Genomic DNA, 21,432 nt, shown 5'->3' with positions numbered 1-21,432 from the left:
GGCCACATCATCCGCAACGGTTTTGTCAGCCGGTAGCGATACGCGGGCGGCCGGTTGCCGTTGCGGTGACGCGGGCTTCGACGAATTTTCGCGAGCCTTCGATTTCCGGCGCATCCAGCTCTTCATACACGGAGACGGCCGCATCGTCGGCGCCATCGGCTTTTGCCTGAGCTATTGCTGCAGCGACCGCTCGTTCGCGAGCCGCCTGCAGGGCTTCCGGCTCGCCCAGGATCGACAACCGTTCGCCGGCTCCGGAGATGATAAAACGACCTTCCTCCGGCGCGGTGACCAAGACCGTAACTGAAGCACGGATTTGCCCGACCACGGCACCGACGGCATTCGCCACATCCGCATCGCCGGGAATCACAGAAACGGCACCGAGCATATCGGCAACCGCCGGATAATAGACCGGAGCCGATGCTCCAAGTCCAATCAGCGGCCGGTCGAGAGCGATCGAAAAACGGGCGATGCCGGGTGTTCGCTTTAGCGCGCGATCGACGGCGAGCGAAACAGCCGGATCGATCGCTTCGGCACCGTCTTCCGCAAGGCAGGCGGTGAGCACTGCTTCGGAAGACTGGCGCGTCAGCCGGCTCACGATCTTTTCCGCCAACACCTCAGGTGAGGTAGCGATCTCACGGCCGGCGCCATCCTTGCGGCGGGCGGCGAGTTCGAGGCCGAGCCGAGCGGCCTCGCCATTCCATTGCCCCTGCCGGCCGAGCACGTGCAGAGCATCTGAGGGCGTGACACCGGAAAGATGCACCAATCCCCGCGCCACGAGACGATCAAGCACGGCCTTTTGCGAGTTCATAACCAACAGGTCGTTCAGAGAGATGGGCCTCGCGCCGATCCGTCCATAAAGCGCTTGCTCCGGTGGCTGCAAGCCCTGCGCCATCTGGTCAGGCACGCCGGTGCGGATCGCAAACCGCCCGTCGTGACGGCCGGCATGGGTGGCGCGTAGCTGCTTTTCGAGGGTCGAGAGGACGATTTCACCATGCGCTATCGCTAGAAGCGACAGCGGCAGTAACCGGCGGGGGCCGAGAGAAAATCTCGCCTCCAGTCCGCGATCGTCGACATGCAGCTCCGAATCGCCACCGAGACCGTAGGTGCGCAGCGCGACCGCTTCGACCATCGTCCTGTGGCCGCCGACGACCGCGCCCTCTTCCGCAAGCCTGGGCCGACCGCCGTCGAGAACAGCGACATCCGTCGTCGTGCCACCGATATCGGAAACCACCGCCTGATCGAGGCCCGTGAGGTACCGCGCTCCGACGAGGCTGGCCGCCGGGCCGGAGAGGATGGTCTCGATCGGCCGCAGCCGGGCTTCGGCCGCCGAGATCAGCGCACCGTCGCCGCGAACGACCATCATCGGCGCACGAATGCCTTGGCGGTCCAGAAAGTCTTCGCAGGAACCGACCAGCCGATCAATGATCGACACCAGCCGGGCATTCAGAAGCGTCGTCAGCGCCCGACGCGGGCCGCCGAGCCTGGACGAAAGTTCGTGGCTGCAGGTGACGGGGAGATGCGAGAGTTCGCGGATACGATCGCGAACGCGAATTTCGTGAGCCGGATTCCGGACCGCAAAATAGCCGGCCACCGCGAAGGAGGAAACATTGGCGGCAAGGCTCGGCAGCGCCCCTTCGAGAGTGGTGAGATCGAGCGGCGTCTCATTGCCATGCACGTCATGGCCGCCGGGCAGGAAGATCACCGGATCGGGGCCGAGCGCTTCGGACAGTCCGCCGCGGGTGAGGTCATCGGGGCCGAAACCGATCATGATCAGCGCGGCGCGGCCGCCCTGCCCTTCGACCAGTGCATTGGTTGCCAATGTCGTGGAAAGGGAGACGAGGCCGATTTCCGAGGCGGATGTGAGGTTTTTCTCCAGCACGGTGCCCACTGCACCGGCAATGCCTACGGAAAGATCGTGGCGCGTGGTCAGCGATTTCGCCTTGGCGACCACACCTTCCCCCTCGCGGAAAAGCACGGCGTCGGTATAGGTGCCGCCGGTATCGATGCCGAGAAACAGGGAAGAGGCCACGAGGAAATCCTGAACAAGCGTTTTCCGATCAATACCGCATGGCCGGCGAAGATCAATTGACTGCGGAAGACGTCCGATGTCGCGGGCTGACCCGCATGGGCAGGCCATCGCGCGGCTGGGTGGTGAGTTTCTGCACCGGCCACACCCTGGTATTTTCCGTCATGTCGAAGCGAAAACGGTGCATCAGCACGGCAAGCGCGATCACCGCCTCCTGAAGCGCGAAGGTCGCGCCAATGCAGGTGCGCGGTCCGGCACCGAAAGGCAGATACTGGAAGCGGTTTATGCTGCCGCGATTTTCCGGCAGGAAACGTTCCGGTATGAAGGCGCGCGGCCGATCCCACAACATTTCGTGTCGATGCAGCGTCCAGGGCATGACCAGCACGGTGACGCCCGGATCGATGGTGACCGTCTCGCCTTCCGGGCTCGTCCAGCTGTCGGCCTTGATCGCCTCGCGATTGATCGAAGGTGCCGGTGGGTAAAGCCTCAGCGCCTCTTCGAATGAGGCGCGCACCCAGTGCATCTGGTCCAGCCATTCCACCGGATTGGCGCCGGTTGCGATAACCCGGTCGATCTCGTCTTCCATCTGCTGGCGCACATGCGGAGACTGGGAAACGCAATAGAGCGTCCAGGCCAGTGCGCGGGCTGTCGTTTCGTGGCCGGCGCCGATGAAGGTGAGAATATTGTCCTCGATCTCGTCCAGAGACAGACCATCCGGGACATCATCGGACCGGACAAGCTGCAGCAGCAGGGTCAGGAAATCCTGCGGCACGTCGTCCGGCATCTCCTGCATGCGACGCTGCCGCATCGCCATGGTTTCGGCCACGACATTGCGGAACTTGTCGAGCACCTTGCGGCCGCCGATCCGGGTGAGGCGCGGCACCCAGGGCGGTGCGCGCATCATGTCCGCCGGATCAATCCGGCCCATCCGGTGCAGGAGCTGGTCGACGTCTTCCGAGACATTGTCCGTGCCGCCGGCGATCTCGCCGGAAAACAGTGTCTCGGCCAGGATGACATAGGTCAGTTCGGTCATGTCGACCGAGATATCGCAGACCATGCCGGAAGGTCCGGCGTCAGCATATTTCTCGACGAACTCTTCCGACTTCTGCAGCATCTGATCGGCAAAACCGCGCGAGTGCTTTGGCGTGAAGACCGGTGCCATCGCTTTTCGGGATCGCTTCCAGACCTCGCCTTCCGCCGTCAGCAGCCCGTCGCGCAGGATCGGCCGCAACACCAGCTGTCGGATTTCCGACATGACGTAGTTGGAGACGTTGTCGACCAGGAGATGACGGATGAGGCCAGGATGATTGACGACCAGCGTTCGCTCCTTGAAGAGCTTGGTATTCATCCAGGGCATGGTGAAAGCGCCCTGCCCCCAGAGCTCCAGCGGGTTGCGAAGCGCGGTCCAGATCACCTCCGGCGCCGTCAGGATGCGAGTGCGCGGCACCGGGGCCGGCGGCACGAAAGGTTCGGGACGGATATCCATCGACAGCGCTCCTTGCGGGTCAGCCCCACGGCAAGGATATCAGGGTCCGGCGACCCGATTTCAACCAGGGCATATCGCGCAAAATTGTGCAGCGGTCTTGCGATCACGACATGCGATGAAACAAGGCGCCGAAGCGCGCAGAGCAAATCCCAAAGATCGGAACACGCTTTAGAGAAGCGATTTCAGCTCGGCGAGCTTGTCGTTGACCAGCCAGCCATAATAATTCTCTTCCGGCAGGCCGCCGCGGGACCGAAGCGCGGCAGCGCGCTGCGCCGAACCGCCCGTGTTGTAAAGCGTCGCGGTGATGCCGGGATTGCGGGAAATATCCATGCCGGCGATCGACTTGTAGTCGTCGATCGAGCGACGAATGTTGGCCGCCATATAGGCGAGCGACTTGTCCGGATCCATGATCGCGTCATAGACCTCGGCGGCCTTGTTCTCGTCCAGCTTCGGATAATTCGAGGTCTTCGCCACCATGTCGGACAGCATCAGCGCCGTCAGCGGGTTGACCTGGCCGAGGCCGAAAGTTTGACCGGCGAAAAACGGCTGAAAAAAGACGGCGCTGAAGCGGTTATCCGGATAGGACTTGCCGTCGACCTTGCGGTCGCGGAACGTCTTTTCCCAGATGTTTTCGCGGCAGTTCCAGAGCTTGTAGGAATCGGTCGACACGTCGCATTTGTCGAATTCCGGGCGGCTGACGAACTGGGCAATCGTCTCGCCGCCGTAACCGAAGCGGAAGCTGTTGCCGGCATAGGCGGCTGCCTTGACGTAATAGGTCTGCAGCCGGTCATAGGCATCGACATTATAGGTATGCTCACCGACGATCGCGCCGATCATGTGGATCGGGTCGATGCCGTAATCGGCGGCCGTCGACTTGATCTTGGAGATCAGCTGCTTGTCGTTGGACAACAGGTCTTTGATCTTGTCGTATTTGTCGTCGAACGTAGTGCGACCGGCGCGGGTGCGGCGCACGGAAGCGCCCGGGATCTTCGGCTGCTCGGCATTGCGGTTGCCTTCGGGCACGATTGTCACAGCACCCGCAAAGACGGGAGTGGTCGCAATGACCGCGACGGCAAGCAGCAAAGGCAGAAGAATGCGTTTCAAGATGCGTGTCCCGGGACGTCTATGCCGAAATCGGCAAGGGATGCTCAAGTCATATCGCCGACTCAACTAGGGCTGAGACGACAATTTACCATGAAAACGCGCTTCCCATACGTGAAGCATGACCCTGATGTCGAGATGGGGTCATTCAAAATCCCGTCAGATACTAAAAAGTGGCAGCCGGACGTTGCCCGGCTGCCACTTTGACGAGTCCGAGCCGGATCAGAGGATGTAGCGCGACAGATCCGTATCGGCCGCCAGATCGCCGACATGTTTCTTCACGTATTCCGCATCGATCGTCACGGCCGAGCCGCCGCGATCCGGCGCGTTGAAGGAGATTTCGTCGAGCACGCGTTCCATCACGGTCTGCAGGCGGCGGGCACCGATATTCTCCACCGAGGAGTTCAGGTGCACGGCGACGTCGGCCAAAGCGTCGATCGCGTCGTCGGTGAATTCCAGCGCCAGTTCTTCGGTGCCCATCAGTGCCTTGTACTGGCGAATAAGGCTTGCCTCGGTTTCCGTCAGGATGCGGCGGAAGTCTTCCTTGGTCAGCGGCCGAAGCTCGACGCGGATCGGCAGGCGGCCCTGCAGTTCCGGCAGAAGATCGGAGGGCTTCGCCACGTGGAAGGCGCCGGACGCGATGAACAGGACGTGGTCTGTCTTGACCGGGCCATACTTGGTCGAAACCGTCGTGCCTTCGACGAGCGGCAAAAGATCGCGCTGTACGCCTTCACGGGACACACCGGCGCCCATGCCGCCGTCGCGGGCGGCGATCTTGTCGATTTCGTCGAGGAAGACGATGCCGTCATTTTCGACCGAACGGACTGCCTCGCGCTGGATGACCTCGTTGTCGATCAGCTTATCGGATTCGTCGCGGATCAGTTCGGCATAGGATTTGGAGACCGTGGTCTTGACCTTCTTGGTACGGCCGCCCATCGCCTTGCCGAACATTTCGGACAGGTTCAGCACGCCGATATTGGCGCCCGGCATCCCGGGGATTTCGAAACCGGGCATGCCGGAACCGCTCTCGGCAACTTCGACTTCGATTTCCTTGTCGTCCAGCTCGCCGGACCGGAGCTTCTTCCGAAAACTGTCGCGGGTGGCGGGCGAGGCAGTGGCGCCGACCAGCGCGTCGAGCACCCGTTCCTCGGCACTCATATGTGCCTTGACTTGCACTTCGGCGCGCTTCTTGTCGCGCACCAGCCCGATGCCGATCTCGAGCAGATCACGGATGATCTGTTCGACGTCACGGCCGACATAACCGACTTCGGTAAACTTGGTGGCTTCGACCTTGATGAAAGGCGCGCCGGCAAGCTTGGCCAGGCGGCGGGAGATTTCCGTCTTGCCGACCCCGGTCGGGCCGATCATCAGGATGTTCTTCGGCATGACTTCGTCGCGCAGGCTCTCGTCGAGCTGCTGGCGGCGCCAGCGGTTGCGCAACGCGATCGCCACGGCGCGCTTGGCGTCATGCTGGCCGATAATGTGGCGATCCAGTTCGGAGACGATTTCGCGGGGGGAAAAATTGGTCATGGTGTCTCGTTCGCTTTCTAATCGTGTTGCATGATCAGCGTGTCGCTGCCGGTTCGGCCTTCGAGTGCTGCCACGGGCCGGAAACCGGCCTTGAAATAGGCTTTCACCGCTCTTGTATTGGCGGGATCGGGATCGATGATGATGGTTTCGTGGCCAAGGCCGCGCAGCATGGCGACGAAGCTCTTCAGCGCCGCTGAACCAATTCCGCCAGAGAGCCTGCCGGGATCGCCGATCGAAAGATCGACGCCGACGGTTTCGGACGGAAATTCACGTAGCCACGGATGGTCTTTTAGCCATTGTTCGTTCTGCGGATGGCCCAGATACCAGTATTGGATATAACCGACGGGCTCGGCATCGACGGTGAAGATGAACGGGCGGGTCGTATCCCTTCCCTCCACCTTGTTCCTGATGGAACCAAGCTCCTCATCCGGATCGCCCCACCACTCGCGCATATGCGGTTCGTTCAGCCACTTGTGCAGCAGCGGATAATGCGCCGGCTCTACCGGGATGAAACCAATCCGTTTCGGGTCAATCGGCGTCAAGGCTCTCCACCACCAGGTTATGGTTGGTATAGACGCAGATATCGGCGGCGATATCGAGCGCCTTACGGGCAATCTCTTCGGCCGACTTGTCCGAATCCATCATGGCGCGCGCTGCCGCATAGGCGTAATTGCCGCCGGAGCCGATGGCGATCGTACCATGTTCCGGTTCCAGCACGTCGCCGTTGCCGGTGACGGCAAGCGTCGTCGTCTTGTCGGCGACCAGCATCATGGCTTCAAGATTGCGTAGATACTTGTCGGTGCGCCAGTCCTTGGCGAGTTCGACGGCGGCGCGCATCAGCTGGCCGGGATATTGTTCGAGCTTCTTTTCGAGCCGGTCGAGCAGCGTGAAGGCATCGGCGGTGGCACCGGCGAAACCGGCGATCACCTCGCCCTTGCCGATGCGGCGTACTTTTCTGGCATTGCCCTTCATCACGGTCTGGCCGAGGCTCACCTGGCCGTCGCCGGCCATGATCACCTTGCCGCCCTTGCGGACTGTAATAATCGTTGTCATTCGGCACCTGTTCGCCCCATCTCGGGGGCATTGGTTGGGAGGTTAAAACGGCTCCGTTGGAACCTATGTAAGCAGGGCTCGGGCGAATGCAATCTCATGACGCAATGCGGCATCGATGCCCCGGCTTTTGCTGGATATTTCGTAAAACGCCTGATAAGGAGCCCTGATCAAAGGGCCAAACAACGCCTATATCCGGCCCTGAGCATGGAGAGACCCTTATGGGTGACACGACAGCCGCACGAGTGGGAACGATTTCCCGCAAGACCAACGAAACTTCCGTTTCCGTTTCCGTCAATATCGACGGCACCGGCGCGGCCAAGATTTCCACGGGCGTCGGCTTTTTCGACCATATGCTCGACCAGCTTTCGCGACATTCGCTCATCGACATGGAGATCGACGTCAAGGGCGACCTGCATATTGATGACCATCACACGGTGGAAGATACCGGCATTGCGATCGGCCAAGCGATCTCCAAGGCGCTCGGCGACCGTCGCGGCATTGCCCGCTACGCCTCGCTCGACCTCGCCATGGACGAAACGATGACCAAGGCAGCGGTCGATATTTCCGGCCGGCCCTTCCTCGTCTGGAATGTCGCGTTCAGCGCGCCGAAGATCGGCACGTTCGATACGGAACTGGTGAGGGAATTCTTCCAGGCGCTCGCCCAGAATGCCGGCATCACGCTGCACGTGCTGAACCATTACGGCGCCAACAACCATCATATCGCCGAGACCTGCTTCAAATCCGTGGCGCGCGTTCTGCGCACCGCGACCGAAATCGATCCGCGGCAGGCCAATCGCGTTCCCTCGACGAAGGGAATGCTGGTCTGACCTTCTCCAGGGGGAATTCCCCAAGGAAGCGACCATGAGAAGCTATCTCGTTCTGACACCACCCGGCGGCCCCGACAAAGACCACCGCCGCACGCTCGTCCTGCCGGACGGGTTTTCCTGGACTGCGCTGCTGTTTCCCTGGATCTGGCTCCTCTGGAACCGGCTCTGGATCGCCGGTGCTGTCGTGTTCCTGCTGCAGGGCTTAAGCGGCTATCTGGCAAGCATGCCGCAATTTCAGCTTGCCGGCGGCCTGTTCGGCTTTGCGCTCAGCCTGCTCGTCGCGCTTGAGGGACTACATTATCGCTCCGAGACATTGATCCGCCGCGGCTGGACATTGGAAGCCGTGATTTCCGCACCGAACCTGGATGCGGCGGAAGAAATCTTCTTCGCCGGACTTCCGGAACCGGAAAAACAACCAATGCCAGTTTCCGCCGAGTGGGCCAAGGCCCCGGCTGCCGGCCAGACAACCGGTTGGAACGGGCCGCATACCGGCCTTTTCGACCATCAGGGAGGACGCTGATGCGCGTCGCTATCATCGACTACGGATCGGGCAATCTCCGATCCGCCACCAAGGCCTTCGAGCGGGCCGCCCGTGAAGCCGGCATCGATGCTGAAATCGATCTGACCGACAAGGCAGATGCGGTCGCCACCGCCGACCGGATCGTATTGCCGGGTGTCGGCGCTTATGCGGATTGCCACGCCGGGCTCGACGCCGTGTCGGGCATGAAGGAAGCGATCATCGACGTCGTCGAGCACAAGGGCCGCCCCTTCCTCGGCATCTGCGTTGGCATGCAGCTGATGTCGTCGCGTGGGCTGGAAAAGACCACGACGGACGGTTTCGGCTGGATCGAAGGCGATGTCGTGGAAATGACGCCGGACGATCCGAACTTGAAGATCCCGCAGATCGGCTGGAACACGCTCGATATCCATCATCCGCATCCGCTTTTCGACGGCATCCAGACAGGCTCGGATGGGCTGCATGCCTATTTCGTGCATTCCTATCATCTGGCCACCAAACACCGGAGCGACGTGATCGCCACGACCGAATATGGCGGCGCGACCACCGCCTTCGTCGGCCGCGACAACATTGCCGGCGCGCAGTTCCATCCGGAAAAGAGCCAGACGCTAGGTCTGGCTCTAATTTCGAACTTTCTCAGATGGAAGCCTTAAGGGAACATGTCCAACTGGGGAGATGAATCGCCGGGTGGCGGCACGATAACCTTCCTTTTGGGAGTATGAGGTGAAGTATCAACATGCAACGCCAAGTGAGGCGCCTCGTGCTTGAACTGCTCAAAGGCAATCAATCGCGTACCCGGATTTTTGGCTTCGGTCCAAATTTCGTAGAAGCGGAAGGGGCTTTTCTTGTATCGCAATACAAGAGATTGAACTCCTTCGCCCCGCCACTTCGCTTTCCAGATTTCGATTGCCTCTTCATCACTGCTGTATGCCATTTCTTACAACTCCGATGGATTCGAGAGATGCCAGCCATCAGCGGATTTGATTTGACGGTATATCGGGCGTGTGCTCTTTGCCGTCCTGTAGGAGTATCCTATTCCGTGGCATCTCGACTGCTTCGGAAGCAAAAAGCCGGGCCGCGATCCCGGCTTTTTGTGTTGGCGAATCGAGTCTTAACTCGATTCCATTCTGGAGTCTCGCTGGAGTCGCCTGATTCACAGCCAGAATTGTTCTTCTTTTGTGCTAATAGGCCCTTCTTATGATCCTCTTTCCCGCAATCGACCTGAAAGATGGCCAGTGCGTGCGCCTCAAGCTCGGCGACATGGACCAGGCCACCGTCTACAATCCCGACCCCGGCGCGCAGGCCAAAGCCTTCGAGGACCAGGGTTTCGAGTGGCTGCATGTCGTCGATCTCAACGGCGCATTCGCCGGTGAAAGTGTCAACGGCGCGGCCGTTGATGCCATCCTGAAGGCCACCAAAAACCCGGTGCAGCTCGGCGGCGGCATCCGTACGCTCGACCATATCGAGAACTGGCTGAGCCGGGGCCTGACGCGCGTCATCCTCGGCACCGTCGCCGTGCGCGATCCGGCACTGGTGATCGAAGCCTGCAAGCAGTTTCCTGGCAAGGTCGCCGTCGGCATCGATGCCAAGGGCGGCAAGGTTGCGGTCGAGGGCTGGGCGGAAGCGTCCGAACTCGGCGTGATCGAACTTGCGAAAAAATTCGAGGGCGCCGGCGTTTCGGCGATCATCTATACGGATATCGACCGCGACGGCATTCTGGCCGGCATCAACTGGGCTTCCACACTGGAACTCGCCGATGCCGTTTCCATCCCGGTGATCGCATCCGGCGGACTTGCTTCGCTCGATGACATTCGCCGCATGTTGGAGCCGGATGCGGCCCGGCTGGAAGGCGCCATTTCCGGTCGCGCGCTTTATGACGGCCGGATCGATCCTGCGGAAGCGCTGGCGCTGATCCGCGCAGAGAAAGGTCGTGCAGCATGACCCTCAAAGCCCGCGTTATCCCATGCCTGGACGTCAAGGACGGTCGCGTCGTCAAGGGCGTCAACTTTCTCGATCTGGTCGATGCCGGCGATCCGGTGGAGGCAGCGAAGGCCTATGATGCGGCCGGGGCCGACGAACTCTGCTTCCTCGACATCACCGCGTCTTCCGACAATCGCGAAACGATCTTCGACGTCGTCGCCCGCACGGCCGATCACTGCTTCATGCCGCTCACCGTCGGCGGCGGCGTGCGTGCGGTTGCCGATATCCGTAAGCTGCTGCTGGCCGGCGCCGACAAGGTGGCGATCAATTCGGCGGCGGTCGCCAATCCGGATTTCGTGGCGGAAGCGGCCGACAAGTTCGGCAACCAGTGCATTGTCGTGTCGATCGATGCCAAGCGGCGGCTGACGCAATCTGTCGGCGGCGACAATCGCAGCGAATGGGAAATCTATACGCATGGCGGCCGCAACGCGACCGGCATCGATGCGGTGGAATTTGCCGTGAAGATGGTCGAGCGCGGTGCGGGCGAACTGCTCGTCACCTCGATGGACCGCGACGGCACCAAGGTCGGCTACGATCTGGAACTGACGCAGGCGATCGCCGACAGCGTCCGCGCGCCGGTGATTGCTTCCGGCGGCGTTGGCAGCCTTGACGATCTGGTCGCCGGCATCAAGGAAGGCCATGCAACGGCGGTTCTGGCCGCCTCGATTTTCCACTTCGGCACCTATACCGTCGGCCAGGCGAAGCGCTATATGTCGGAGCATGGCATTGCCATGCGGCTCGACTGACGGGAGGCGGTTTTGAGTGAGTTTTCCCTGCAAGATCTCGAAGAGATCGTCGCTGCCCGCGCCAAGGCATCGCCGGACGAATCCTGGACGGCCAAGCTGGTCGCCGCCGGCCAGGAAAAGGCCGCCAAGAAGCTGGGTGAAGAGGCGGTGGAAACCGTGATCGCAGCCATCAAGCAGGATCGGCAAAACCTGACTTCCGAGAGCGCGGACCTGCTCTATCATCTTTTAGTCGTCTTGAATATTGCGGCGCTGCCGTTACAGGATGTGCTCGACGAATTGCAGCGCAGGACCGGCCAATCCGGCCTGCAGGAAAAGGCGAGCCGGCCCAAGTGACGAATCCGATCACGAGTTTCCAGCCATGAACATCGCATCGCAGCCTGCCGATCCGAGCGAAACCGGCGCCACCTCGGAATATTACTCGCCCTATCATTCCTTCACGGCGGAAGAATGGGCGAAATTCCGGGCCGATACGCCGCTGACGCTGACTGCCGACGAGGTGCAACGGCTGCGCTCGCTGGACGACCCGATCAATCTCGATGAGGTGCGGCGAATCTATCTTTCGCTGTCGCGCCTGCTTTCCACCCATGTGGAAGCCTCGCAGCGCCTCTTCCAACAGCGCAATCAGTTCCTCAGCCTGTCGGACAACAAGACGCCCTTCATCATCGGCATTGCCGGTTCGGTGGCGGTCGGCAAGTCGACCACCGCGCGTATCCTGAAGGAGCTTCTGGCGCGCTGGCCGGCGAGCCCGAAGGTGGACCTGATCACCACCGACGGTTTTCTCTATCCGAACGCGGTGTTGAACCGCGAAAACCTGATGGAGCGCAAAGGCTTTCCGGAAAGCTACGATGTTGGAACGATCCTGCGCTTTCTCTCGGCGATCAAGGCCGGCGAGCCGAACGTTCGCGCACCGCGTTATTCGCACCTGACCTATGACGTGCTGCCGGACGAATATACGCTGGTGGACCGGCCGGATATCCTGATCTTCGAAGGTATCAACGTGCTGCAATCGCGGGCGCTGCCGGCCGACGGCAAGATCGTGCCGATCGTTTCCGACTTCTTCGACTTCTCGATCTATATCGACGCCGAAGAGGAGCAGATTCACCAGTGGTATGTGCAGCGCTTCATGAAGCTGCGTGAAACCGCCTTCCGCGATCCGACCTCGTTCTTCAAGAAATATGCGGCGATCGACGCGGATGCGGCCCGCGCCGTCGCCGAAGGGCTCTGGGAAAACATCAACCTGAAGAACCTGCGCCAGAACATCCTGCCGACCCGCCCCCGCGCCGATCTCATCCTGCGCAAGGGCCGCAACCATTTCATCGAGACGGTTTCGCTGCGAAAGCTCTAATCTGATTGAGAAAACTGTGCGGGACTGGGACACGATAGGCGGCGATGCATCGCCGGCTATTAACCATGAATCGTCAGCTATTGACCCGGCGGAGCGTCAGGTTGATACGACCGCCGTTCTTGAGCAGGGTTGACGTACCGGGATATATCCGGTCGACCCCGTGGAACGCAAGCCGCCCCTCCCCGCCGATCAGAACGATATCGCCGCTCGACAACCTGAACGAGCCGGTCGGGTCCTTGCGGTTCAAGCCGCCGACGCGAAAGAGGCAGCTATTGCCCAGCGAGATGGAGATGACCGGTGCAGAAAACTCCGTCTCGTCCTTGTCCTGATGCAGGCCCATCTTGGCATCGTCGGAATAGAAATTGACGAGACAGGCTTCCGGCGGTTTCGGGTAGTCGGAGAGTTTTTCCCAGAGCGCCAGAAGTTCGTCCGGAATGGCGGGCCAAGGCTTTTTGGTGGCCGGATGGAAGGGCTGGTAGCGATATCCCTGCTGCTTGTCCGTTACCCAGCCCAACGGCCCGCAATTGGTCATCCGGACGGACATCGGCTTGCCGGTGCCGGGCATTTCGGGCGTGTAAAGCGGGGCTTCCGCCACGATGCCGCGGATCGATCCGACCAGCCGCTCCTGGGTGGCGCGGTCCAGATAATCGGGCAGGTGTTTGATTCCGTTCAGCAGCGTTGCCAAACCCGTTCTCCCAAGATCAGTCCCCGCTCGGCTTGCCGCGCATCTTCTTCACGTCCGACCGGCCGGACTTCGCCTTCAGCCGGCGTTCGACGGACCCCTTGGTCGGCTTGGTTTTTCTGCGCGGCGGCGGCGGTGGTTCCGCGGCTTTGAGAATCAGTTCCTTCAACCGTTCGCGTGCATCCTCGCGATTGCGCTCCTGGCTGCGGAATTTATTGGCCTCTATCATCAGCACGCCATCCTTCGACACCCGTTTTCCGGCAAGCTTGATGGCGTTTTCCTTGACGCGCACCGGCAGCGACGGCGAATTGACGAGGTCGTAGAAGAGCTGGACGGCGGTCGAGACCTTGTTGACGTTCTGCCCGCCCGGCCCGCCGGCCAGCACGAACTGTTCGGTCAGCTCCCATCCGGCGATGGTGATGCGGCTGTTGATTTCGAGCGGATTGCTGGCCATGGGTTTCCGAATGCCTGTTGTGGCCGCATGTTTCCCACAAAGACCGCAAAAAGAAAACCGCCGGCACAAAGGCCGGCGGTTTCACGTGAATCCTTATCGGATCGAAGCTTATTCGGCAGCGGCCAGGATGCCCGGAGCGGCGCCGCGAACATTGCTATCGACGTGATCTTCGTACTGCTCGAAGTTCTGGATGAACATCGAGACCAGTTTCTTGGCGTAGCCGTCAAAAGCAGCGCCATCGGCCCAGGTCGAGCGCGGGTCGAGGATCTTGCTGTCGATGCCGTCGACCGCGACCGGAACTGCGAAGCCGAAGTTTGCGTCGGTGCGGAATTCGGCATTCTTCAGGCTGCCGTCAAGGGCGGCGCTCAGAAGAGCGCGGGTGACCTTGATCGGCATGCGGTGCCCGACGCCGTACTGACCACCGGTCCAACCGGTGTTGAGCAGCCAGCAATCGACACCGTGCTTGGCGATCAGTTCCTTCAACAGGTTGCCGTATTCAGCCGGATGACGTGGCATGAACGGGCTGCCGAAGCAGGTCGAGAAGGTCGCTTCCGGCTCGGTCACGCCCTTTTCCGTGCCGGCCACCTTGGCGGTGTAGCCGGACAGGAAGTGGTACATGGCCTGTTCCGGCGTCAGCTTGGCGATCGGCGGCATGACGCCGAAAGCGTCGGCAGCAAGCAGGATGATCGTCTTCGGCTGCGGCGCGAGACCGGTGCGCGAGGCGTTCGGGATGAAATCCAGCGGATAGGCGCTGCGGGTGTTTTCCGTCAGCGAGTCGTCGTTGAAATCCGGAACGCGGTTTTCGTCGAGAACGACGTTTTCGATGACCGTGCCGAAACGGCGGGTCGCGGCATAGATTTCCGGCTCGGCTTCGGCCGAGAGGTTGATCGCCTTGGCGTAGCAGCCGCCTTCGAAGTTGAAGACGCCGTTTTCACCCCAGCCGTGCTCATCGTCACCGATCAGCGTGCGATTCGGGTCGGCAGACAGCGTGGTCTTGCCGGTGCCGGAGAGGCCGAAGAACAGGGTCGTGTCGTTGTCCGGGCCGACATTTGCCGAGCAGTGCATCGGCATGACGCCCTTTTCCGGCAGGAAGTAGTTGAGGACCGAAAAGACCGACTTCTTGTTTTCGCCGGCATAGGACGTGCCGCCGACCAGGATCAGGCCATTGGTGAAATCGCAGGCGATGACGGTGTCGGTGCGGCAGCCGTGGCGGGCCGGATCGGCCTTGAAGCTCGGCAGGTTGATGATCGTCAGCTTCTGCACGAAACCCGACAGCGTTTCGCGCTTCGGACGGATCAGAAGGTTGCGAATGAACAGCGAATGCCAGGCGAATTCGCTGACGACGCGGGTCGGCAGAGCGTATTCGTCATCGGCACCGCCGATCAGGTCCTGAACGAACAGTTCCTTGCCCGCAGCGTGCGCCAGCATGTCGGCCTTGAGCACAGCAAAGTGCTCCGGCGACATCGGCTTGTTCTCCGGTCCCCACCAGATGCGGTTCTCGGTTTCGGCATCCCGAACCATGAACTTGTCCTTGGGCGAACGGCCGGTGTGCTGTCCGGTTATGGCGCGCAGAGCACCGTCGATGGTGAGGTCGGCTTCACCGCGGCGAATGGCTTCTTCGTAGAGTTCGACCTCGGAAGAATTGTAAAAAACGCGCGAAACATTGCCGAGACCGATTGCCGCTAACCCGTTGGCCGGGTTGTGAAGTCCAAACTCTTCCATGCGCGCACTCCTTCTGCTGTCGGGAAAAAAACTAGCTGCTGCCGTGGAAAGCTGGCGCGAAATTAATGACAGTTTCCTGAAAGAGCAAGGGATGCTCGGAAATTTGTTTAACAAAATCAATTATTTAATCGATTTAAAAAAATTTATTCCTCTTTAAATCGGTTTACGAACGCTTTTAATCCGGGCTGCGCGTCCCCTCATTCGGCTACGACCGTAAGCCACCCCTTTATCTTTGCCACAATTTGTTCCACCTTTATACTCAAGAAGCGCGTCGGCTGGTGCCGCCTTGGGCAGGGGTGATTCCAGGAGAAGCGCTTATATGGTGACGGAGACGGAGAGAATGCAGACAATCGCGCTCGTAGATGACGACCGCAATATCCTGACTTCGGTGTCGATTGCGCTGGAGGCTGAGGGATACAAGGTCGAGACCTATACGGATGGCGCCTCTGCGCTCGACGGGCTTGTCGCCCGCCCGCCGCAGCTTGCCATTTTCGATATCAAGATGCCGCGCATGGACGGTATGGAACTGCTGCGGCGGCTGCGTCAGAAATCCGACCTGCCGGTGATATTCCTCACCTCTAAGGACGAGGAAATCGACGAGCTGTTCGGCTTGAAGATGGGCGCCGACGACTTCATCACCAAGCCGTTTTCGCAGCGGCTGCTGGTCGAGCGTGTCAAGGCGATCCTGCGCCGCGCGGGTGCAAAGGAAGCCCAGGCCGCTGGCGGCACGGGTGGCGCAAAGCCTACGGCCGACCAGATCGCCGCACGCACGCTTGAACGCGGCCAGCTTGCCATGGACCAGGAACGCCATACCTGCACCTGGAAGGGCGAAGCGGTAACACTGACTGTCACCGAGTTCCTCATCCTGCATTCGCTGGCGCAGCGTCCGGGCGTCGTCAAAAGCCGTGACGCGCTGATGGATGCGGCCTATGACGAGCAGGTCTATGTCGATGACCGGACGATCGACAGCCACATCAAGCGGCTGCGCAAGAAGTTCAAGATGGTCGATAACGACTTCGACATGATCGAGACGCTTTACGGCGTCGGTTATCGCTTCCGCGAGGCGGCCTGACCGCCGATTGTTGCGAAAGCTTAACTTGAGGCCACGCCCGGACCGGCGATAAAATCGGCCGGTGGAAGGACTGTTGTGGCGGATCAGACATTCGATAGCGAGATGACCGGTGACACCAAAACCGAGATTCGCGGAGCCGAAACCCGCCGCCCGCAGCGGCGGTTCTGGTCGCGCCCGTTCACGCTCATTCGAAGGGTTTTCGGCCACGCCGTCTTTTCGAGCCTGACGCGCCGTATCCTGTTCTTCAACATCGCGGCGACCGTGGTCCTGGTCGCCGGCATTCTCTATCTCAACCAGTTCCGCGAAGGGCTGATCGACGCCCGCGTCGAAAGCCTGCTGACCCAGGGCGAAATCATCGCCGGTGCGATCTCGGCCTCCGCCTCGGTGGATACCAATTCGATCACCATCGATCCGCAGAAGCTGCTCGAACTGCAGGCCGGCCAGAGCATCACGCCGGTGCCGAATGATGAGGATCTCGACTTCCCGATCGATCCGGAACGTGTCGCGCCGGTTCTGAGGCGGCTGATTTCGCCGACCCGTACCCGTGCCCGCATTTTCGACGCCGATGCCAACCTGCTGCTCGATTCCCGCCATCTCTATTCGCGCGGCCAGGTGCTGCGCTACGACCTGCCGCCGGTGGAGACCGAACAGCAGACCTGGAGCGAATGGTTTGCCGGCCTGTTTAACCGCCTGCTGCAGCCCGGCAACCTGCCGGTCTACAAGGAAGCACCGGGCGGCGACGGTTCGATCTATCCGGAAGTCATGAACGCGCTGACCGGTGTGCGCGGTGCGCTGGTTCGCGTGACGGAACGCGGCGAGCTGATCGTTTCGGTCGCGGTGCCGGTGCAGCGCTTCCGCGCCGTGCTCGGCGTGCTGCTGCTCTCCACTCAGGCCGGCGATATCGACAAGATTGTCCATGCCGAGCGGCTGGCGATCATGCGCGTCTTCGGTGTCGCGACCCTGGTCAACATCCTGCTGTCGTTGCTTCTCTCTTCGACGATTGCCAATCCGCTGCGGCGCCTTTCCGCGGCCGCCATCCGTGTTCGACGCGGCGCCAAGCAGCGCGAAGAGATTCCCGATTTTGCCTATCGCCAGGACGAGATCGGCAACCTTTCGATCGCATTGCGCGAAATGACCAATGCGCTTTACGACCGCATCGACGCGATCGAAAGTTTTGCCGCCGATGTCAGCCATGAACTGAAGAACCCGCTGACCTCGCTTCGAAGTGCCGTGGAAACGCTGCCGCTCGCCAAGTCGGAGGATTCCAAACGGCGGCTGACGGAAATCATCTTCCACGACGTGCGCCGTCTCGACCGTCTGATCAGCGATATTTCCGACGCCTCCCGCCTCGATGCGGAACTGGCGCGTTCCGATTCGGCGCCCGTCGACATGGAAAACCTGTTCGGCAATCTCGTCGATATTTCCCGGCAGATCCGCACCGGCCGCAAGCCCGTCGAGATCAACCTGGTCGCCGACAGCAAGGCCGGCAACAAGACGGCCTTCCTGGTCAACGGCCACGACCTGCGCCTCGGCCAGATCGTTACCAACCTGATCGAAAACGCCCGGTCCTTCGTGCCGGAAAAGGGTGGCCGTATCTCGATCCGCCTGTCGCGCATCAAGGATCGCGTCGTGGCGACGATCGACGACAACGGTCCCGGCATCCAGGCGGAAGATATCGACCGCATTTTCGAACGTTTTTATACGGACCGTCCGGAAGGCGAGAGTTTTGGCCAGAATTCCGGCCTCGGCCTTTCCATCAGCCGCCAGATCGCCGAGGCGCATGGCGGCTCGCTGAAAGCCGACAACCTGCATGATGCGAAGACCGGCGCCACGACCGGCGCACGCTTCACCCTGTCGCTGCCGGCCGGCGGCACGCAATGACGACGGGCCGGATCAATATCCACGCGACGGCGATCGTCATCGGCAGGCGTGGCCTCATCTTCACCGGCCCCTCCGGCAGCGGTAAATCCATGCTCGCCTTCACCTGCTTCGCGGCGGCGAAACGGCGGGGCGCGTCTGCGGCCCTGGTGGGTGACGATCAGGTCTTCATCAGCCGGCGGGACGATCGTCTCATCGCGCATCGACCGGAGGCGACCGCCGGGCTTATCGAGCTGCGCGGCAGCGGCATCGCGCGGATCGAAAGTATTCCGGAAGCGGCCCTCGATCTTGCGATAAGAGTGATCTCGCTGCCAGAAGACGATCGCCTGCCTCCCGAAAACGAACGCTTCGCGATAAATGGCCTCGGCGAACTACCTTTGATCCGAATCTGGAGCGGAATGCCCGATCCGCTGGCTGTTATCGGCGCTCTCGTGCCCGCTTTTCACGGCGAGATGCCGTTTTGATCATCCGGCCGCCTGATTTTTGACTTGCACTTGATCTCGACTTGGAGAAGATGGCAACCCACCGCTGGACGGCTTATTGCGTTGCGATATGACCGATAGTTTCCATAGCAGGGGGCATTTTTCATGATCGGACTTGTGCTTGTCACTCATGGCAAGCTGGCTGAGGAATTTCGACACGCGGTGGAGCATGTCGTAGGACCCCAGAAATTTATCGAGACCGTCTGTATCGGCCCTGAAGACGACATGGACCAGCGGCGCCAGGATATCGTCGATGCCGTGACCCGCGCCGAGGATGGCCATGGCGTCATCATCCTCACCGACATGTTCGGCGGCACGCCCTCCAATCTCTCGATCTCGGTCATGGACAGCGGCCGTATCGAAGTGATCGCCGGCATGAACCTGCCGATGCTGATCAAGCTTGCCGGCGTGCGCAGCGACAACAACATGGACAAGGCTCTGGCCGAGGCCTCCGAAGCCGGCCGCAAATATATCAACGTCGCGAGCCGCGTTCTCAGCGGCAAATAAGAAACGACCCTACGAATAAGAAAAAAGACTGAATGTCCGAACCTTCCCCCCGCGAATTCCTGATCGTCAACAAGCGTGGCCTGCACGCGCGCGCCTCCGCAAAGTTCGTGCAGATGGTCGAGACTTTCGACGCGCAGATCACCGTCTCCCGGGAAGGCTCGACGGTCGGCGGCACGTCGATCATGGGTCTGATGATGCTGGCAGCCAGCACCGGCTGTACGATCGAGGTTGCCGCCAGCGGCGCCCAGGCCGTCGAAGCGCTGGATGCGCTCGAGGCGCTCGTCGCCAACAAGTTCGGCGAAGAAGCTTAACCCTCTTCGACATAAACATATAAAGACATCTTTATATCCCCATTGCCTGTTTGCAGTAAGCCTGCTACACCGCTCGGCAGTTGCCGCCTGGTCGGGCGGCCCCGAGCCATGTCCATCGCTCAACCACCGGACACGGGTCGCCACCGAACATGGAGAGCTTTATGAGCACTGAGAAGGATTACGTTATCGCGGATATCAACCTTGCCGCCTATGGCCGCAAGGAACTCGATATCGCCGAGACCGAAATGCCGGGCCTGATGTCCTGCCGCGAAGAATTCGGTGCGTCGAAGCCGCTCAAAGGCGCGCGCATCACCGGCTCGCTGCACATGACCATCCAGACGGCCGTGCTGATCGAAACGCTGAAGGAACTCGGCGCCGACATCCGCTGGGCATCCTGCAACATCTTCTCGACCCAGGACCACGCTGCTGCCGCAATCGCTGCTGCCGGCATTCCGGTCTTCGCCGTCAAGGGCGAATCGCTGACCGAATACTGGGAATATACCGACAAGATCTTCCAGTGGGCCGATGGCGGCTTCTCCAACATGATCCTCGATGACGGCGGCGACGCCACCATGTACATCCTGCTCGGCGCCCGCGCCGAAGCCGGCGAGGACGTTCTTTCGAACCCGACTTCGGAAGAAGAAGAAATCCTCGTCGCGCAGATCAAGAAGCGCCTCGCCGCTTCGCCTGGCTGGTTCACCAAGCAGCGCGACGCGATCAAGGGCGTTACCGAAGAAACCACGACCGGCGTTCACCGCCTGTACGAACTTTCCAAGAAGGGCCTGCTGCCCTTCCCGGCGATCAACGTCAACGACTCGGTCACCAAGTCGAAGTTCGACAACAAGTACGGCTGCAAGGAATCGCTGGTCGACGGCATCCGCCGCGGCACCGACGTGATGATGGCCGGCAAGGTTGCCGTCGTCTGCGGTTACGGCGACGTCGGCAAGGGTTCGGCTGCTTCGCTCGCTGGCGCCGGCGCCCGCGTCAAGGTCACGGAAGTCGATCCGATCTGCGCCCTGCAGGCCGCCATGGACGGTTTCGAAGTCGTCGTTCTGGAAGACGTCGTCGATAGCGCCGACATCTTCATCACCACGACCGGCAACAAGGACGTCATCCGCATCGACCATATGCGTGCGATGAAGGACATGGCGATCGTCGGCAATATCGGCCACTTCGACAACGAGATCCAGGTTGCCGCCCTCAAGAACCTCAAGTGGACCAACGTCAAGCCGCAGGTCGACCTGATCGAATTCCCGAAGGGCAACCGCATCATCCTTCTCTCGGAAGGCCGCCTGCTCAACCTCGGCAACGCCACCGGCCACCCGTCCTTCGTGATGTCCGCCTCGTTCACCAACCAGACGCTGGCCCAGATCGAGCTCTTCACCAAGCCGGGCGAGTACAAGAACGAAGTCTACATCCTGCCGAAGCACCTCGACGAAAAGGTCGCCCGCCTGCACCTCGCCAAGCTCGGCGTGAAGCTGACGGAACTGTCTAACGAGCAGGCTTCCTATATCGGCGTATCGCAGCAGGGCCCGTTCAAGGCTGAACACTACCGCTACTAATCCGTAGCCGGTTAATCCACAAGATATGGTAGCCGCCGCCTTGACAAAAGGCGGCGGCTTCTTTTTTGGGCGCATCCCTTCCCGGCGATTCCGCCAGCAGCTATTGTTTTGAGATTGATTCGTGGCTTCCCAAACTTGGACCCGGCACTTG

Annotated in this window: 24 protein-coding genes; 14 read left to right on the top strand and 10 right to left on the bottom strand. The window is 60.9% G+C overall.

The window, feature by feature from the left end; genetic code table 11:
* Positions 1-25 precede the first annotated feature (25 nt).
* From KX729_RS24395 to hslV, 6 genes are all read right to left on the bottom strand, one after another.
* Entirely contained in the window at positions 26-2,029 is a 2,004-nt protein-coding gene (locus KX729_RS24395) for a hydantoinase/oxoprolinase N-terminal domain-containing protein (RefSeq protein WP_219745082.1), read from the bottom strand.
* A gap of 52 nt (positions 2,030-2,081) precedes the next feature.
* Entirely contained in the window at positions 2,082-3,512 is a 1,431-nt protein-coding gene (locus tag KX729_RS24390) for a cytochrome P450 (protein ID WP_219745081.1), read from the bottom strand.
* Positions 3,513-3,680: 168 nt separating this feature from the next.
* The gene (locus KX729_RS24385; RefSeq protein ID WP_219745080.1) at positions 3,681-4,616 is read right to left on the bottom strand and encodes a DUF1402 family protein; all 936 of its coding nucleotides are present in this window, start codon (positions 4,614-4,616) and stop codon (positions 3,681-3,683) included.
* Positions 4,617-4,835: 219 nt separating this feature from the next.
* Complete coding sequence (hslU, locus tag KX729_RS24380; RefSeq protein WP_219745079.1) at positions 4,836-6,143, bottom strand: ATP-dependent protease ATPase subunit HslU; 1,308 nt, start codon at positions 6,141-6,143, stop codon at positions 4,836-4,838.
* Positions 6,144-6,160: 17 nt separating this feature from the next.
* On the bottom strand, positions 6,161-6,685 hold the full coding sequence (locus tag KX729_RS24375; RefSeq protein ID WP_246617811.1) for a GNAT family N-acetyltransferase: 525 nt from the start codon (positions 6,683-6,685) through the stop codon (positions 6,161-6,163).
* A complete protein-coding gene (gene hslV, locus KX729_RS24370) occupies positions 6,672-7,196 on the bottom strand; it encodes an ATP-dependent protease subunit HslV (RefSeq protein ID WP_219745078.1) in 525 nt (174 codons plus the stop codon). Before hslV ends, KX729_RS24375 begins: the two co-directional genes overlap by 14 nt.
* Positions 7,197-7,414: 218 nt before the next feature.
* Between hslV and hisB the strand changes: the two genes are divergently transcribed.
* The 3 genes from hisB to hisH are packed head-to-tail and all read left to right on the top strand — an operon-like array spanning position 7,415 to position 9,193.
* The gene (gene hisB / locus KX729_RS24365; RefSeq protein ID WP_219745077.1) at positions 7,415-8,023 is read left to right on the top strand and encodes an imidazoleglycerol-phosphate dehydratase HisB; all 609 of its coding nucleotides are present in this window, start codon (positions 7,415-7,417) and stop codon (positions 8,021-8,023) included.
* Positions 8,024-8,057: 34 nt separating this feature from the next.
* The gene (locus tag KX729_RS24360) at positions 8,058-8,543 is read left to right on the top strand and encodes a DUF2628 domain-containing protein (protein ID WP_219745076.1); all 486 of its coding nucleotides are present in this window, start codon (positions 8,058-8,060) and stop codon (positions 8,541-8,543) included.
* A complete protein-coding gene (hisH, locus tag KX729_RS24355; RefSeq protein ID WP_219745075.1) occupies positions 8,543-9,193 on the top strand; it encodes an imidazole glycerol phosphate synthase subunit HisH in 651 nt (216 codons plus the stop codon). The genes KX729_RS24360 and hisH overlap by 1 nt, the downstream gene beginning before the upstream one ends.
* On the opposite strand, the gene KX729_RS24350 is transcribed toward hisH, so the two are convergent.
* Entirely contained in the window at positions 9,190-9,474 is a 285-nt protein-coding gene (locus KX729_RS24350) for a hypothetical protein (protein ID WP_219745074.1), read from the bottom strand. The genes hisH and KX729_RS24350 overlap by 4 nt on opposite strands.
* A gap of 263 nt (positions 9,475-9,737) precedes the next feature.
* Here KX729_RS24350 and hisA point away from each other — a divergent pair, with 263 nt between their 5' ends.
* From hisA to coaA, 4 genes are read left to right on the top strand one after another with little or no spacing between them, the layout of a single operon-like run.
* Positions 9,738-10,481 (top strand): 1-(5-phosphoribosyl)-5-[(5-phosphoribosylamino)methylideneamino]imidazole-4-carboxamide isomerase, encoded by a 744-nt coding sequence (gene hisA, locus KX729_RS24345; protein WP_219745073.1) that lies wholly within the window; start codon positions 9,738-9,740, stop codon positions 10,479-10,481.
* Positions 10,478-11,266, top strand: coding sequence for an imidazole glycerol phosphate synthase subunit HisF (gene hisF, locus KX729_RS24340; protein ID WP_219745072.1), 789 nt, complete (start codon positions 10,478-10,480; stop codon positions 11,264-11,266). Before hisA ends, hisF begins: the two co-directional genes overlap by 4 nt.
* Positions 11,267-11,278: 12 nt before the next feature.
* On the top strand, positions 11,279-11,599 hold the full coding sequence (locus KX729_RS24335) for a phosphoribosyl-ATP diphosphatase (protein ID WP_219745071.1): 321 nt from the start codon (positions 11,279-11,281) through the stop codon (positions 11,597-11,599).
* Positions 11,600-11,624: 25 nt separating this feature from the next.
* Complete coding sequence (gene coaA / locus KX729_RS24330; protein WP_219745070.1) at positions 11,625-12,611, top strand: type I pantothenate kinase; 987 nt, start codon at positions 11,625-11,627, stop codon at positions 12,609-12,611.
* Positions 12,612-12,684: 73 nt separating this feature from the next.
* On the opposite strand, the gene KX729_RS24325 is transcribed toward coaA, so the two are convergent.
* The 3 genes from KX729_RS24325 to KX729_RS24315 all read right to left on the bottom strand — a co-directional run bounded on the left by KX729_RS24325 (position 12,685) and on the right by KX729_RS24315 (position 15,469).
* Positions 12,685-13,296, bottom strand: a complete 612-nt coding sequence (locus KX729_RS24325; protein ID WP_219745069.1) for an alpha-ketoglutarate-dependent dioxygenase AlkB — start codon at positions 13,294-13,296, stop codon at positions 12,685-12,687.
* Between the two features lie 16 nt (positions 13,297-13,312).
* The gene (gene arfB / locus KX729_RS24320) at positions 13,313-13,747 is read right to left on the bottom strand and encodes an alternative ribosome rescue aminoacyl-tRNA hydrolase ArfB (protein ID WP_219745068.1); all 435 of its coding nucleotides are present in this window, start codon (positions 13,745-13,747) and stop codon (positions 13,313-13,315) included.
* 108 nt (positions 13,748-13,855) lie between these two features.
* On the bottom strand, positions 13,856-15,469 hold the full coding sequence (locus KX729_RS24315; RefSeq protein WP_219745067.1) for a phosphoenolpyruvate carboxykinase: 1,614 nt from the start codon (positions 15,467-15,469) through the stop codon (positions 13,856-13,858).
* Here KX729_RS24315 and KX729_RS24310 point away from each other — a divergent pair.
* The 7 genes from KX729_RS24310 to ahcY all read left to right on the top strand — a co-directional run bounded on the left by KX729_RS24310 (position 15,468) and on the right by ahcY (position 21,281).
* Complete coding sequence (locus KX729_RS24310) at positions 15,468-15,626, top strand: hypothetical protein (protein WP_219745066.1); 159 nt, start codon at positions 15,468-15,470, stop codon at positions 15,624-15,626. The two genes, KX729_RS24315 and KX729_RS24310, sit on opposite strands and share 2 nt — an antisense overlap.
* A gap of 183 nt (positions 15,627-15,809) precedes the next feature.
* Entirely contained in the window at positions 15,810-16,541 is a 732-nt protein-coding gene (locus KX729_RS24305) for a response regulator transcription factor (RefSeq protein ID WP_219745065.1), read from the top strand.
* A gap of 102 nt (positions 16,542-16,643) precedes the next feature.
* Positions 16,644-18,422 carry a sensor histidine kinase gene (locus KX729_RS24300; RefSeq protein WP_219745104.1) on the top strand — a complete coding sequence of 593 codons (1,779 nt, stop codon included), beginning with the start codon at positions 16,644-16,646 and terminating at the stop codon, positions 18,420-18,422.
* Positions 18,419-18,883 carry an HPr kinase/phosphorylase gene (locus tag KX729_RS24295; protein ID WP_219745064.1) on the top strand — a complete coding sequence of 155 codons (465 nt, stop codon included), beginning with the start codon at positions 18,419-18,421 and terminating at the stop codon, positions 18,881-18,883. Before KX729_RS24300 ends, KX729_RS24295 begins: the two co-directional genes overlap by 4 nt.
* Positions 18,884-19,006: 123 nt before the next feature.
* Positions 19,007-19,408 carry a PTS sugar transporter subunit IIA gene (locus KX729_RS24290; protein WP_219745063.1) on the top strand — a complete coding sequence of 134 codons (402 nt, stop codon included), beginning with the start codon at positions 19,007-19,009 and terminating at the stop codon, positions 19,406-19,408.
* A gap of 32 nt (positions 19,409-19,440) precedes the next feature.
* A complete protein-coding gene (locus tag KX729_RS24285) occupies positions 19,441-19,719 on the top strand; it encodes an HPr family phosphocarrier protein (protein WP_219745062.1) in 279 nt (92 codons plus the stop codon).
* Positions 19,720-19,868: 149 nt separating this feature from the next.
* Positions 19,869-21,281, top strand: coding sequence for an adenosylhomocysteinase (gene ahcY / locus KX729_RS24280; RefSeq protein WP_376776055.1), 1,413 nt, complete (start codon positions 19,869-19,871; stop codon positions 21,279-21,281).
* Positions 21,282-21,432: the final 151 nt, after the last annotated feature.

The sequence above is a fragment of the Neorhizobium populisoli genome, assembly GCF_019430945.1.
Lineage (GTDB): Bacteria > Pseudomonadota > Alphaproteobacteria > Rhizobiales > Rhizobiaceae > Neorhizobium > Neorhizobium populisoli.
Note: the sequence above shows the minus strand (reverse complement) of the source record. Positions and strands in the feature narration are given on the sequence as shown.